This is a genomic window from Burkholderia glumae LMG 2196 = ATCC 33617, from assembly GCF_000960995.1.
Classification (GTDB): Bacteria; Pseudomonadota; Gammaproteobacteria; order Burkholderiales; family Burkholderiaceae; genus Burkholderia; species Burkholderia glumae.
Map to the genome: position 1 here is coordinate 18,372 of NZ_CP009435.1, position 12,928 is coordinate 31,299.

At 64.6% G+C, this 12,928-nt stretch carries 12 protein-coding genes; all 12 read right to left on the bottom strand.

Going from position 1 to position 12,928, the window contains the following annotated elements; genetic code table 11:
* Positions 1 to 8 precede the first annotated feature (8 nt).
* On the bottom strand, positions 9 to 1,205 hold the full coding sequence (locus KS03_RS12640; protein WP_015876523.1) for an acyl-CoA dehydrogenase family protein: 1,197 nt from the start codon (positions 1,203 to 1,205) through the stop codon (positions 9 to 11).
* 65 nt (positions 1,206 to 1,270) lie between these two features.
* Entirely contained in the window at positions 1,271 to 1,705 is a 435-nt protein-coding gene (locus KS03_RS12645; protein WP_015876524.1) for a DUF1178 family protein, read from the bottom strand.
* Between the two features lie 199 nt (positions 1,706 to 1,904).
* Positions 1,905 to 2,495 (bottom strand): NUDIX domain-containing protein, encoded by a 591-nt coding sequence (locus KS03_RS12650; protein ID WP_015876525.1) that lies wholly within the window; start codon positions 2,493 to 2,495, stop codon positions 1,905 to 1,907.
* 36 nt (positions 2,496 to 2,531) lie between these two features.
* A complete protein-coding gene (locus KS03_RS12655) occupies positions 2,532 to 2,831 on the bottom strand; it encodes a DUF2818 family protein (RefSeq protein WP_015876526.1) in 300 nt (99 codons plus the stop codon).
* Positions 2,831 to 4,288: an NADH-quinone oxidoreductase subunit NuoN gene (nuoN, locus tag KS03_RS12660; RefSeq protein ID WP_015876527.1), complete on the bottom strand. Its 1,458-nt coding sequence runs from the start codon at positions 4,286 to 4,288 to the stop codon at positions 2,831 to 2,833. The genes KS03_RS12655 and nuoN overlap by 1 nt, the downstream gene beginning before the upstream one ends.
* 37 nt (positions 4,289 to 4,325) lie before the next feature.
* Positions 4,326 to 5,819 carry an NADH-quinone oxidoreductase subunit M gene (locus KS03_RS12665; RefSeq protein ID WP_015876528.1) on the bottom strand — a complete coding sequence of 498 codons (1,494 nt, stop codon included), beginning with the start codon at positions 5,817 to 5,819 and terminating at the stop codon, positions 4,326 to 4,328.
* Between the two features lie 20 nt (positions 5,820 to 5,839).
* Positions 5,840 to 7,885 (bottom strand): NADH-quinone oxidoreductase subunit L, encoded by a 2,046-nt coding sequence (nuoL, locus tag KS03_RS12670; protein ID WP_015876529.1) that lies wholly within the window; start codon positions 7,883 to 7,885, stop codon positions 5,840 to 5,842.
* Between the two features lie 17 nt (positions 7,886 to 7,902).
* Positions 7,903 to 8,214 carry an NADH-quinone oxidoreductase subunit NuoK gene (gene nuoK / locus KS03_RS12675; protein ID WP_013698856.1) on the bottom strand — a complete coding sequence of 104 codons (312 nt, stop codon included), beginning with the start codon at positions 8,212 to 8,214 and terminating at the stop codon, positions 7,903 to 7,905.
* Positions 8,215 to 8,231: 17 nt separating this feature from the next.
* Positions 8,232 to 8,894 (bottom strand): NADH-quinone oxidoreductase subunit J, encoded by a 663-nt coding sequence (locus tag KS03_RS12680; RefSeq protein WP_015876530.1) that lies wholly within the window; start codon positions 8,892 to 8,894, stop codon positions 8,232 to 8,234.
* Between the two features lie 114 nt (positions 8,895 to 9,008).
* Positions 9,009 to 9,497: an NADH-quinone oxidoreductase subunit NuoI gene (gene nuoI / locus KS03_RS12685; RefSeq protein ID WP_015876531.1), complete on the bottom strand. Its 489-nt coding sequence runs from the start codon at positions 9,495 to 9,497 to the stop codon at positions 9,009 to 9,011.
* Positions 9,498 to 9,513: 16 nt separating this feature from the next.
* Positions 9,514 to 10,578 carry an NADH-quinone oxidoreductase subunit NuoH gene (gene nuoH, locus KS03_RS12690; protein WP_015876532.1) on the bottom strand — a complete coding sequence of 355 codons (1,065 nt, stop codon included), beginning with the start codon at positions 10,576 to 10,578 and terminating at the stop codon, positions 9,514 to 9,516.
* Positions 10,579 to 12,909, bottom strand: coding sequence for an NADH-quinone oxidoreductase subunit NuoG (nuoG, locus tag KS03_RS12695; protein WP_015876533.1), 2,331 nt, complete (start codon positions 12,907 to 12,909; stop codon positions 10,579 to 10,581).
* Positions 12,910 to 12,928 lie beyond the last annotated feature (19 nt).

The window sequence follows — 12,928 nt, forward strand, 5'->3', positions numbered from 1 at the left end:
GTCGCTCCTCAAAGGCCAAGAATCATCTGCGCGATGATGTTCTTCTGGATTTCGTTGGAACCGCCGTAGATCGACATCTTGCGAAAGTTGAAATACTGGGCGGCGAGCGGCGCAGCGTCGTCGCTGCCGGTGCTCGCATGCTCGCGTTCGCCGTCGAGAAACGCGGGATCGAACGGCGCGGCGAGCGGCCCGATGGCATCGACCATCAGCTCGGACAGCGCCTGCTGGATCTCGGAGCCCTTGATCTTCAGCATCGATGCCTCGGGGCCTGGGCCACGGCCGCGGCTCTCCTGGCCGATCACGCGCAGCGCGGTCACCTCGAGCGCCATCAGATCGATCTCGAGCGAGGCCACGCGTGAGGCGAATACCGGATCTTCGAGCAGCGGGCGGCCGTGGCGTCGCTGGCCGGCCGCAAGACGCTTCAGGAATCCCAATTCGCGCTTCGAGTTGCCGACACGCGCGATGCTGGTGCGCTCGTGACCGAGCAGATACTTCGCGTAGGTCCAACCGCGGTGCTCGTCGCCGACGAGATTCTCCACCGGCACCTTCACGTCCTCGAAAAACACCTCGTTGACCTCATGGTCCTCGTCGAGCGTGATGATCGGCCTGACCGTGACGCCGGGCGATTTCATGTCGATCAGCAGGAACGAGATGCCCTCCTGCTTCTTCGCGGCGGGATCGGTGCGCACCAGGCAGAACATCATGTCGGCGTACTGGCCGAGCGTGGTCCAGGTCTTCTGCCCGTTCACGACGTAGTGATCGCCGCACCGCTCGGCGCGCGTGCGCAGCGAGGCGAGATCGGAGCCGGAGCCCGGCTCGGAGTAACCCTGGCACCACCAGTCGGTGCCGTCGAGAATGCGCGGCAACCAGTGGCGCTTCTGCGCGTCGTTGCCGTAGCGGATCAGCACCGGGCCCACCATCGAGACGCCGAACGTCAGCGGCGGCGGCGTGCCGGCGCGCGCGCATTCCTCGTCCCAGATGTAGCGCCGTGTCGCGTCCCAGCCGGGGCCGCCGTATTCGGCGGGCCAGCCAGGCGCGGACCAGCCGCGCGCGGCAAGCGTGCGATGCCAGCCGAGGTAGTCGTCGCGGTCGAGTCGCTTGTGGTTGAGAACCTTGTCGCGCAGCGAACGAGGCAGATGGGCCTCGAGCCACGCCCGAATGTCGGCGCGAAACGCGTCGTCGGCGGGGGAATAATCCAGATCCATGCGCATGTCTCCTGGCCGCGAACCGCGGCGGCCTGCCAGAAAGACGCGCGCCGATCAGGATTCGATCATTGCAGCGGCTCTTTCAGCGCGGCCGGCAACGGCAGCGGCATCACGTCGATGCCTTCCTCGGCGAGGGCGCGCGCATCCTCGGGCGAGGTCACCCCGCGGATGCTGCGCGCGGGCGCTTCGTCGTAATGGATGCGTCGCGCTTCCTCGGCGAAGCGCTCGCCCACGTTTTCCGTCTTGTCCAGCACCTCGCGCAGCACGCGCATCAACTGCGCCTGCAACGGGCGTGGATCCGCCTGGCCGGCCGGCGGCTCGGCCTGCGTCGCGCCAGACAGGTTCAGGCGCGGCGCCGACGGCATCCGGCTGATCTCGGTGGCCGCGCAGACCGGGCATTCGACGAGCTTGCGGGCAAGCTGCGATTCGAACTCATCGGCAGACGCGAACCAGCCTTCGAAGCGATGGCCATGCGAGCACTGTAAATCGAGGACCTTCATGCGGACTCGGGGCGTCTTGCGAGTGTACGCCCAAATGGAAAATTTAAGAACGGTCGTGCTAAATCACGATCGAAGCCGTCCGGGCCTCGGCCCGGGTGCGAAAGATTGTAACGCGCGGCGCGCTTGGCCGCCGGCGAAGGTCGAAAAACTGCGAGAAAGCCGGCAAGGACCCGGCCGCCGCGCCCGCGGCGGCCGGCGCTCAGCCCTGCTCGGCAGCACCGAGCGGCCAGGTGCCCGCCAGCACTTTTTCGAGCCACATCGTGCCGATGATCGTCTTCACGTCGGTGATCTGGCCGGTGCGGATCCACTCGAGCAGGTCAGGCAGCGTGGCCGTGAAGGTTTCGAGGAATTCGCCCTCATCGAGCTGGCGTTCGCCGGCCACGAGCCCCTTCGCCAGATAGATGTCGATGAATTCGGTGGAGTAGGAAATGATCGGATGGATACGCGTCAGATAGAAGTATTCGCGCGCAGCATAGCCGGTCTCCTCGCGCAGTTCGCGAATCGCGCAGGCAAGCGGCCCTTCCTGAGGATCGAGCTTGCCGGCCGGGTACTCGGCCATCACCTTGCCGATCGGGTAGCGGTACTGGCTTTCCATCAGCACGCGGCCGTCGTCGAACAGCGGGATCACCATGACCGCGCCGGGGTGGCGTATGTATTCCCGCACCGCGTGCTTGCCGTCGGGCAGCCGCACGGTGTCGCGCTGTACCTTGAGAAAATGGCCGTCGAGAATGGATTGGCTTTCGACGCGGACTTCGGTCAACTGCGCGTCGTGATTCGGTAATTCGGCCATCGTCGGCTCCAGAGTAGGACGCGACGGCCGGAACCGTCAGCGTCGTTTGACGAGATACTGAAACGTGAAGCCCGGGAACGCGAACACCACGAACAGGCTGAGGGTGATCGCGTAGAACTGCCAGCCCTGCTCGAAGCGGTTGCCGGCGCGCGCCTCGAGCCAGAAGCCGAGCATGCCGACCGCGAAATACAGCGCGAGCATCTCGCCGATCCGCAGCCAGGCACTCTTGCGCGTGCCGGCACCAACCGGCACGACGGCGAACAGGCGTTGATTCAAGAACGGCAGGTTGGCGCCGGCAAGCGCCAGCAGCACGATGAACCAGCCGGCCGCGGACATCAGAGCGGCAGCGTGTGGGTGATCGCCTGCAGGCAGATTTCGATCAGCCTGCTGGGCGCGACACCGAGCACCACCACGGCAGCGCCGTTGAGCAGCAGCACGCCGCGGTTCAGCGAGTCGCTCATGATCGGATTGCTGTCCTGCGGCGCGTCGAAGTACATCAGCTTCACGATACGCAAATAGTAGAACGCGCCGAACAACGAGGAGATGACACCAAGGATCGCAAGCCAGGTCAGGCCGGCGTTGATGGTCGCCTCGAGCACCGCGAGCTTGGCGTAGAAGCCGACCGTCGGCGGAATGCCGGCCAGCGAGAACATCATCACCATCATCACGAACGCGAACACCGGGCTGCGCTTGTTCAGGCCCTTGAAATCATCGAGCGTCTCCGCCTCGAAGTCACGGCGGGCCAGCAGCATCACGATGCCGAACGCGCCGAGCGTGGTGATCAGATAGACGATCGAGTAGAACATCGCCGAGCTATAGGCAGTGGCCGCGAACGTCGGCGCACCCTTCACGACGCCCGACAGCAAGCCGAGCAGCACGAAGCCCATGTTCGAGATCGCCGAATACGCGAGCATCCGCTTGACGTTGCGCTGGACGATGCCGGTGATGTTGCCGACGATCAGCGACAGCGCCGCGAGGATCACCAGCATCTGCTGCCAGTCGGCCGCGAGCGGCAGCAGGCCCATCACGAGGAAGCGCAGGCCCCAGGCGAACGCGGCCACCTTGGGGCCGCCGCCCGTGAACAGCGACATCGCCGTGGGGGCGCCCTGATAGACGTCGGGCACCCACATGTGGAACGGCACCGCGCCGAGCTTGAAGGCCACGCCCGCCACCACGAAGATCACGCCGAACAGCAGCACCGCGTCGTTGATGCGGCCCGAGGCGATCGCGTTCAGCACGTCGTGCAGTTCGAGCGAACCGGACGCGCCGTACAGCATCGAGATGCCGTAGAGCACGAAGCCGGAAGCCAGCGCGCCGAGCACGTAGTACTTCATCGCCGCTTCGCTCGACTGCGCGCCGTCGCGGCGCAGCGCGATCAGGGCGTACAGCGACAGCGACATCAGTTCCAGGCCGAGATACAGCGTCAGGAAGTTGTTGCCCGAGATCATCACGAGCTGGCCGAGCAGCGAGAACATCCCGAGCAGGAACACGTCGCCGCGGAACAGACCGCGATCGGCCAGATAGCGTCGCGAGTAGATCAGCGACACGCCGTAGCCGAACGAGACCACCGACTTCATCACGCTCGCGAACGAATCGACCACGATCATGCGCGAGAAGAAGTAGTACTGGTGCGGATCGAAGGCCTGGACCGCAAACCACACACCGGCGGCAATCGAGGAGACGACCGCGATCAGGAACGTGAAACGACGGCCGGATTCGCCGGCCAGGGTGTCGTTCAGCCACGCCACGATGATGGCGAACATCACGAGCGCGTCGGGCAACAAGGCATTCATAGGTGCGTTTTGCATGGTCTTGGTTTTCCGCCCACCCTTACTGCGGGGACAGCGGCAGCTTGGATTGCGCGACGTGAGAGAGGAGGTTTTCTACGGAAACGTGCATCACGTCGGTGAAGGGCTTCGGATACAGGCCCATCAGCAGCGTGAACGCGGCCAGCACGGCGAGCATCGAGAACTCACGAGCGCCGATGTCCTTCAGCCGCGTTACCTTCTCGTTGACCACCTTGCCGAAATAGACGCGTTTGTACATCCACAGCGTGTAGCCCGCGCCAAGAATCAGCGTGAAGCCCGCGCCGAACGCGATCCAGAAATTGAACTTCACGGACGCAAGGATCACCATGAACTCGCCGACGAACCCGGAGGTGCCGGGCAGCCCGCAGTTCGCCATCGCGAACAGCAACGCGAACGTCGCGAACTTCGGCATGACGTTCACGACTCCGCCGTAGTCGGCGATATTGCGCGTATGGAGGCGATCGTACAACACGCCGATGCAAAGAAACATCGCCCCCGAAACGAAGCCGTGCGAAATCATCTGCACGATCGCGCCCTCGACACCGAGCGGACTGAAGATGAAGAAGCCGAGCGTGACGAAGCCCATGTGCGCGATCGACGAGTAGGCGACCAGCTTCTTCATATCGGTCTGCACCATCGCCACCAGGCCGATGTAGATCACGGCGACGAGTGACAAGGCGATCACGACCGGAGCCAGATAATGCGAGGCATCGGGCGTGACCGGCAGCGAGAAGCGCAGGAAGCCGTAGGCGCCGAGCTTGAGCATGATCGCGGCCAGCACCACCGAGCCGCCGGTGGGCGCCTCGACGTGCGCGTCGGGCAGCCAGGTGTGGACGGGCCACATCGGCACCTTCACCGCGAAGGCGAGGAAGAACGCGGCGAACAGCAGCAACTGCGGCGTCATCGCGAGCTTCGCGCCCTGCCAGACGGCCAGATCGAAGGTGTGCGTCTCGCGGTACAGGTAGATCAGCGCGACCAGCATCAGCAGCGAGCCGGCCAGCGTGTAGAGGAAGAACTTGAACGCCGCGTAGACGCGGTTCGGGCCGCCCCAGACGCCGATGATGATGTACATCGGAATCAGCGTGGCCTCAAAGAACACGTAGAACAGCAGGCCGTCGGCCGCCGAAAACACCCCGATCATGATGCCGGACAGGATCAGGAACGCGGCCAGATATTGCGAGACGTTCTCGGTGATGACTTCCCAGGCGGCAACGACGACGATCACGGTGATCAGCGCCGTCAGCACGACGAACCACATCGAGATCCCGTCGACGCCGAGGTGATACGAAACATTGAACCGTTCGATCCAGCTCACGTTCTCCTGGAACTGGAGAGCCGCGGTGCTCGGATCGAAACCGGTGACGAGCGGAATCGTGACAGCAAACCCGAGCAGCGAACCGAGCAGCGCAACCCAACGGATCACGCCGGGCTTCCGGTCCGTGCCGATGGCCAGAATCACGAGGCCGAACACGATCGGAAGCCAGATGGCGGTACTGAGAATCGGAAATGCGGGCATGAGTGGGTTCCTCTCCTTTCTTATTTGCCGCCGAGCGTAACAAACAGGGTGAGGAGACCCAACATGCCAATGATCATCGCGAACGCGTAGTGATAAATGTAGCCGGACTGCAGGAAGCGGATCACGCCGGCGAACCAGCTGACGAACCGCGCACTGCCGTTGACGAGCCCATCGATCACGACGACGTCGCCCTCTTTCCAGAGGCCACGGCCGACTGCAACCGAACCCCTGGCGAATACGACCTCGTTGATCTTGTCCATGTAGTATTTGTTATCGAGCAGCGTATAGATCGGGCCGGCCGCACGGCGAATCGCCGCCGACAGATCCGGGCGCTTCAGATACAGGAACCAGGCGACGACGACGCCAGCCAGTGCGAGCCAGACCGGCAGGCCCGTCACCGAGTGCAGGCCCATCGCGGCCCAGCCGTGGAATTCATCGGCCATCTCGGCGACTGCCGGGTGATTCTGGCCGATGAAGATCACCTTGTCGAACGCGACGCCGTGCTGGAAGAAATCGCCGAACAGCATCGGGCCGATCGCGATCGCGCCGATCACCACCGACGGAATCGCGAGCAACACGAGCGGCAACCAGACGACCCACGACGTTTCGTGCGGTTCGTGGACATGATCATCGTGGTGGCCGTGCGCGTCATGACCCTGCGCGGCGGCCTTGCCCATCGGCGAATCGGGATGCTTCGGCTTGCGGAAGCGCTCTTCACCGTGGAACACCAGGAAATACATGCGGAACGAATAGAGGGCGGTCACGAAGACACTGGCGACCACTGCAAAATACGCGAAACCAGAGCCCGGCAGGTGCGACAGTTTCACCGCGTCGATGATCGAGTCCTTCGAGTAGAAACCCGAGAAGAACGGCGTACCGATCAGGGCGAGCGAACCGACCAGCGAGGTGATCCAGGTGATCGGCATGTACTTGCGCAGGCCGCCCATGTTGCGGATGTCCTGGTCGTGGTGCATGCCGATGATCACCGAGCCGGCCGCGAGGAACAGCAGCGCCTTGAAGAACGCGTGCGTCATCAGGTGGAACACGGCGACCGGGTAGGCCGACACGCCGAGCGCGACCGTCATGTAGCCGAGCTGCGAGAGCGTCGAGTACGCGACCACGCGCTTGATGTCGTTCTGGATCACCCCGAGGAAGCCCATGAACAGCGCCGTGATCGCGCCGATCACGGTGATGAACGACAGCGCGGTGTCGGACAGTTCGAACAGCGGCGACATGCGCGTGACCATGAACACGCCGGCCGTCACCATGGTGGCCGCGTGGATCAGCGCCGAGATCGGCGTGGGGCCTTCCATCGAGTCGGGCAGCCAGACGTGCAGCGGGAACTGCGCCGACTTGCCCATCGCGCCGATGAACAGGCAGATGCAGGCCACCGTCAGCAGGCCCCAGTTGGTGCCCGGGAAATGCATCGCGGCCAGCGCGGTGCTCTTGGCGAACACCTCGCCGTAGTTCATCGAGCCGGCATAGGCGAGCAGCAGGCCGATGCCGAGCAGGAAGCCGAAATCGCCGACGCGGTTGACGATGAACGCCTTCATGTTCGCGTAGATCGCGCTTTCCCGCGTGAAGTAGAAGCCGATCAGCAGGTAGGACACGAGGCCGACCGCTTCCCAGCCGAAGAACAGCTGCAGGAAGTTGTTGCTCATCACGAGCATCAGCATCGAGAACGTGAACAGCGAGATGTAGGAGAAGAAGCGCTGGTAGCCGTCCTCGTCCTGCATGTAGCCGATCGTGTAGACATGCACCATCAGCGAGACGAAGGTCACGACGACCATCATCATCGCCGTCAGCGAATCGACGAGAAAGCCGACTTCGAGCTTGAGCGGCCCGACGTGCATCCATTCGTAGACGGTCGCGTTGAAGCTCGCGCCGTCCAGCACCTGCAGGAACACCACCATCGACAGGACGAACGAGATCGTCACGCCGAGGATCGTCACGCGGTGCGCGCCCTTGCGCCCGACCGTGTTGCCGAACAGGCCGGCGATGATCGAGCCGGCAAGCGGCGCGAGCGCGATCGCGAGCAGCAGATTTTCATTGAGTGTGGTCGACATAGCAGACTCGCCTGAGATTAGCCCTTGAGCTGGTCGAGATCCTCGACGTTGATGGTGTCGAGTTTGCGGAACAGCGTGACCAGGATTGCCAGGCCGATCGCTGCTTCCGCCGCCGCCACCGTGAGCACGAAGAACACGAAAATCTGTCCATGCACGTCACCGAGATAGTGCGAGAACGCGACGAAGTTCGTATTGACCGCGAGCAGCATCAACTCGATCGCCATCAGGATCACGATGATGTTGCGGCGGTTCAGGAAGATACCGACGATGCTGATCGCGAACAGGATCGCGCCGAGCACGAGATAGTGGGCCAGGGTCAGGTTCAACATGGTTCGATTCTCCTCGCTCAGCCTTTGGTCGCCGCGGCGGGGTCGGCTTCGGCCGGGGCGGCCTCGGGCGGCTGCGGCTTTTCGGCCGCCATCTTCACGAGGCGCACGCGGTCCTCGCGGCGCACGCGGATCTGCTCGGACACGTTCTGGCGCTTGCGGTACTTGCCCTTGCCGGCCGTCAGCGAAACCGCCGCGATGATCGCCACCAGCAGCACCAGGCCGGCGATCTCGAACGCGAAGATGTAGTCGGTGTAGATCACCTTGCCGATCAGGCGCGTGTTCGACATGTTGGCGAGCGCACCCGAGGCGACGTCGCGCACCGGCGAGGCGGTCGCGCCGTAGCCGCGCCAGAGGATCAGCGCGGTCTCGACCACGATGATCGCGCCTACCACGGTGGCCATCGGCACGAAGCGGCGGAAGTCGCGGCGCAGCACGTCGACGTTGATGTCGAGCATCATCACGACGAACAGGAACAGCACCATCACCGCGCCGACATAGACCAGCACCAGCAGGATCGCGAGGAATTCGGCCTCGAGCAGCATCCAGATCGCGGCTGCGTTGAAGAATGCCAGCACGAGGAAAAGCGCGGAAGCCACCGGATTGCGCGCGGTGATCACCTTCAGTGCCGAGATCACCAGCAGCAGCGAGAAGATGTAGAAGAGTACGGTCGTGAAGTCCATGGTTACCGGTTCATCGTTAGGCCTTGGTCAGGCACGGTTCTCGGGCACTGCAAGGTGCCGCGCACCGTTGCCGCGGCGCTCTCGGGCCTGCCCTTCCGGGCCGGCCCGTCCAGCTCATCGATACGGCGCGTCGGCGGCCTTGGCGGCCGCGATGTCCTTCTCGTAGCGATCGCCGACCGCGAGCAGCATTTCCTTCGTGAAATACAGGTCGCCGCGCTTCTCGCCGTGGTACTCGAGGATCTGCGTCTCGACGATCGAATCGACCGGGCAGCTCTCCTCGCAGAAGCCGCAGAAGATGCACTTGGTCAGATCGATGTCGTAGCGCGTGGTGCGGCGCGTGTTGTCGGCACGCGTCTGCGACTCGATCGTGATCGCCATCGCGGGGCACACGGCCTCGCAGAGCTTGCAGGCGATGCAGCGCTCTTCTCCGTTCTCGTAGCGGCGCAGCGCGTGCAGCCCGCGAAAGCGCGGCGAGATCGGGGTCTTCTCTTCCGGGAACTGCACCGTGAACTTGCGCTTGAACGTATAGCGTCCCGTCAGCGCCAGCCCCTTGAGCAGTTCGGTCAGGAAGAAGGTCTTAAAGAAATGTTGGATTGCCGTCATGATGGTATCCGCCCTCTCAATTCCAGATATTCAGCGGCGACATCATCCAGAAGCCGACCACCACCACCCAGATCACGCAGATCGGCAGGAAGATCTTCCAGCCAAGACGCATGATCTGGTCGTAACGGAAGCGCGGGAACGTCGCGCGGGCCCAGATGAACACCGACAGCAGGAAAAAGACTTTCGCCACGAGCCAGACGATGCCCGGGATGAACGACAGGAAGCTGAACGGTGAGTCCCAACCGCCGAGGAACAGCGTGGCGGCCAGCGCCGAGATCACGATCATGTTGATGTACTCGGCGAGGAAGAACAGCGCGAAGCCCATCCCCGAGTAGTCGATCATGTGGCCGGCCACGATTTCCGACTCGCCTTCCACCACGTCGAACGGGTGGCGGTTCGTTTCCGCGATGCCCGAGATGAAGTAGATGACGAACACCGGCAGCAGCGGCAGCCAGTTCCACGACATGAAGTTGATGCCGTGGTGTGCGAAATAGCCGTGCTGCTGCGAGGCGACGATCTCGGAGAGGTTCAGGCTGCCGGCCGTCATCAGCACCAGCACCAGCGCGAAGCCCATCGAGATTTCATACGACACCATCTGCGCGGCCGCGCGCATCGCGCCAAGGAACGCGTACTTCGAATTCGAGGCCCAGCCGGCCAGGATCACCGCGTACACGCCGATCGACGAGATCGCCATCGCGTAGAGCAGGCCCGCGTTGATGTTGGCGAGCACCGCGCCGGCCTGGAACGGAATCACCGCCCAGACCGCGAATGCCGGCACCACCGTCATCACCGGCGCGATCAGGTACAACCAGCGGCTCGCCGCGGTCGGCTGGATCACCTCCTTCAGCAGCAGCTTCAGCACGTCGGCGATCGGCTGCAGCAGGCCGCCGGGACCGACGCGGTTCGGGCCGAGCCGCACGTGCATCCAGCCGATCAGCTTGCGCTCCCAGAGGATCAGGTACGCGACGCAGAGCAGGATCACCACGGCGACCACGAGGATGCGCACGAGCGCCCATACGGTCGGCCATGCCGCGCCGAGCAGCGCGGTACCGTTCGAGTTGATCGTATCGAACAAGCTCATTTACGCCTTCTCCACCACGAGTTCACCTGACTGGCCGCCGAGTACCGCACCGGCGGGCGTGGCGGCCGATACGCGAACCACCGTCTCGGCCAGATTCGCATCGCGCACCGCAGGCAGCTGCACCGAACGGCCGCCCTGGCTCACGCGCACCGCGTCGCCGTTGGCGAGGCCGAGCCGGTCGAACAGCGCGGCGGGCAGGCCCACCGAATGCGCGGCCTTCGCCGCCGCCGTCAGATGCAGCGCGCCGGCGCGGCGCGCGAGCGGATCGGCGTGGTAGATCGGCACGTCGGCCAGACGCTCCAGCGCTCCGCCGGCCGGCCGCGCGCCGGCGCGCGCCGGCGCGACCGAGGTCGCGTTCGACAGGCGCGCGGCAAGATCGCCGTCGCCGAGCGCGGCAAGCCGCACTTCGTCGGACGTCTCGTACTCGAAATTCGGCAAACCGAGCAGGCTGCCGAGCACGCGCAGCACCTTCCAGCCCGGGCGCGTGTCGCCGAGCGGGCGCACCACGCCGTTGAACGACTGCGCGCGGCCTTCGGCGTTGACGAAGGTGCCGGCCGTCTCGGTGAAAGGCGCGATCGGCAGCAGCACGTCGGCGTAGTCGGTGCCGTACTTGAACGGCGACATCACGACCACCATCTCGGCCTGGTCGAGCGCCGCGCGCGCCGCGACCGGATCGGCCGTGTCGAATTCGGGCTCGACGTTGACGAGCAGATAGCCCTTGCGCGGCTGCGCGAACATCTCGCTCGCGTTCAGGCCGCCCTCGCCCGGCAGCGCGCCGGCCAGGTAGGCGCCGACCGTGTTGGCCGCCTCGGTCAAAAAGCCGAGCGTCGCGCCCGTATGCTGGGCGATCCATTGCGCGAGCGCGTGCAACTGCGCGAACTGCGGATGATGCACCGCACCGTTGCCGAGCAGCACCGCACGGCGTTCGCCGCTCGCGAGCGCCTGCGCGACGCGCTCGGCCTCGGCCGACGCCTCGACGCCCGCGATCGCGTCCGGCAGCGCGGCGCCGCTCGCCTTCGCGACCGCCGCGGCAACGCCGGCCAGCGCGTCGAGCCAGCCCGACGGAGCCGCGACGATGCGCCTGGCCGACGGGATCAGCGCGTCGTCGCCGCTGGCGTTGAGCAGGTGGATCTGCGCGCCGGCCTTGGCGGTCTGGCGCAGGCGCGCGGCGAACAGCGGATGGTCGCGGCGCAGGATCGAGCCGATCACGAACGCCGCATCGAGGTTCGACAACTCGGCGATCGGCATGCCGAGCCACGGCGCGCCCGACACCGGCGCCGAGAAATCGGTCTGGCGCAGGCGGAAGTCCACGTTCGGCACGTTCAACTCGCGGGCGAGCTGCTTGACGAGGAACAACTCCTCGAGCGTGGCGTGCGGGCTCGCGAGCGCGGCCAGCGCGTTCGCGCCGTGATCGGCCGCGATGCCCTTCAGGCCCTTCGCCACGTATTCGAGCGCGGTCTGCCAGTCGGTCTCGATCCACTGGCCGCCCTGCTTGAGCATCGGCCGGGTGAGACGATCCTCGCTGTTCAGACCTTCATACGAGAAACGGTCCTTGTCCGAGATCCAGCATTCGTTGACGGCCTCATTCTCGAGCGGCAACACACGCATTACGCGGTTGTTCTTCACCTGCACGACCAGGTTCGCGCCCACCGAATCGTGCGGGCTCACCGACTTGCGGCGCGACAGCTCCCAGGTGCGGGCACTGAAGCGGAACGGTTTGCTGGTCAGCGCGCCCACCGGACACAGGTCGATCATGTTGCCCGACAGCTCGGAATCGACGGTCTTGCCGACGAACGTGGTGATCTCGGAATGCTCGCCACGGCCGAGCACGCCGAACTCCATCACGCCGGCCACTTCCTCGCCGAAGCGCACGCAGCGCGTGCAGTGGATGCAGCGCGACATCTCTTCCATCGAGATCAGCGGGCCGACGTTCTTGTGGAACACGACGCGCTTTTCCTCGCGGTAGCGCGACGACGACTTGCCGTAGCCCACCGCCAGATCCTGCAGCTGGCACTCGCCGCCCTGATCGCAGATCGGGCAGTCGAGCGGGTGGTTGATCAACAGGAATTCCATCACCGCCTGCTGCGCCTTCACCGCTTTTTCCGAGTGCGTGCGCACGATCATCCCGGCCGACACCGGCGTCGCGCAGGCCGGCACGGCCTTCGGCATCTTCTCGACGTCAACGAGACACATGCGGCAGTTCGCCGCAACCGACAGCTTTTTGTGGTAACAAAAGTGCGGAATATACTTGTCCGCCTTGTGCGCAGCCTGGATCACCATGCTGCCTTCGGGCACCTCGACCTTCTTCCCGTCTATCTCAAGTTCAACCATGATGATGTATGGTCCTTAA

Coding starts and splice junctions, on each gene's coding strand:
- KS03_RS12640 (WP_015876523.1), bottom strand. CDS start 1,205: ATGGATCTGGATTATTCCCCCGCCGACGACGCGTTTCGCGCCGACATT.
- KS03_RS12645 (WP_015876524.1), bottom strand. CDS start 1,705: ATGAAGGTCCTCGATTTACAGTGCTCGCATGGCCATCGCTTCGAAGGC.
- KS03_RS12650 (WP_015876525.1), bottom strand. CDS start 2,495: ATGGCCGAATTACCGAATCACGACGCGCAGTTGACCGAAGTCCGCGTC.
- KS03_RS12655 (WP_015876526.1), bottom strand. CDS start 2,831: ATGTCCGCGGCCGGCTGGTTCATCGTGCTGCTGGCGCTTGCCGGCGCC.
- nuoN (WP_015876527.1), bottom strand. CDS start 4,288: ATGAATGCCTTGTTGCCCGACGCGCTCGTGATGTTCGCCATCATCGTG.
- KS03_RS12665 (WP_015876528.1), bottom strand. CDS start 5,819: ATGCCCGCATTTCCGATTCTCAGTACCGCCATCTGGCTTCCGATCGTG.
- nuoL (WP_015876529.1), bottom strand. CDS start 7,885: ATGTCGACCACACTCAATGAAAATCTGCTGCTCGCGATCGCGCTCGCG.
- nuoK (WP_013698856.1), bottom strand. CDS start 8,214: ATGTTGAACCTGACCCTGGCCCACTATCTCGTGCTCGGCGCGATCCTG.
- KS03_RS12680 (WP_015876530.1), bottom strand. CDS start 8,894: ATGGACTTCACGACCGTACTCTTCTACATCTTCTCGCTGCTGCTGGTG.
- nuoI (WP_015876531.1), bottom strand. CDS start 9,497: ATGACGGCAATCCAACATTTCTTTAAGACCTTCTTCCTGACCGAACTG.
- nuoH (WP_015876532.1), bottom strand. CDS start 10,578: ATGAGCTTGTTCGATACGATCAACTCGAACGGTACCGCGCTGCTCGGC.
- nuoG (WP_015876533.1), bottom strand. CDS start 12,909: ATGGTTGAACTTGAGATAGACGGGAAGAAGGTCGAGGTGCCCGAAGGC.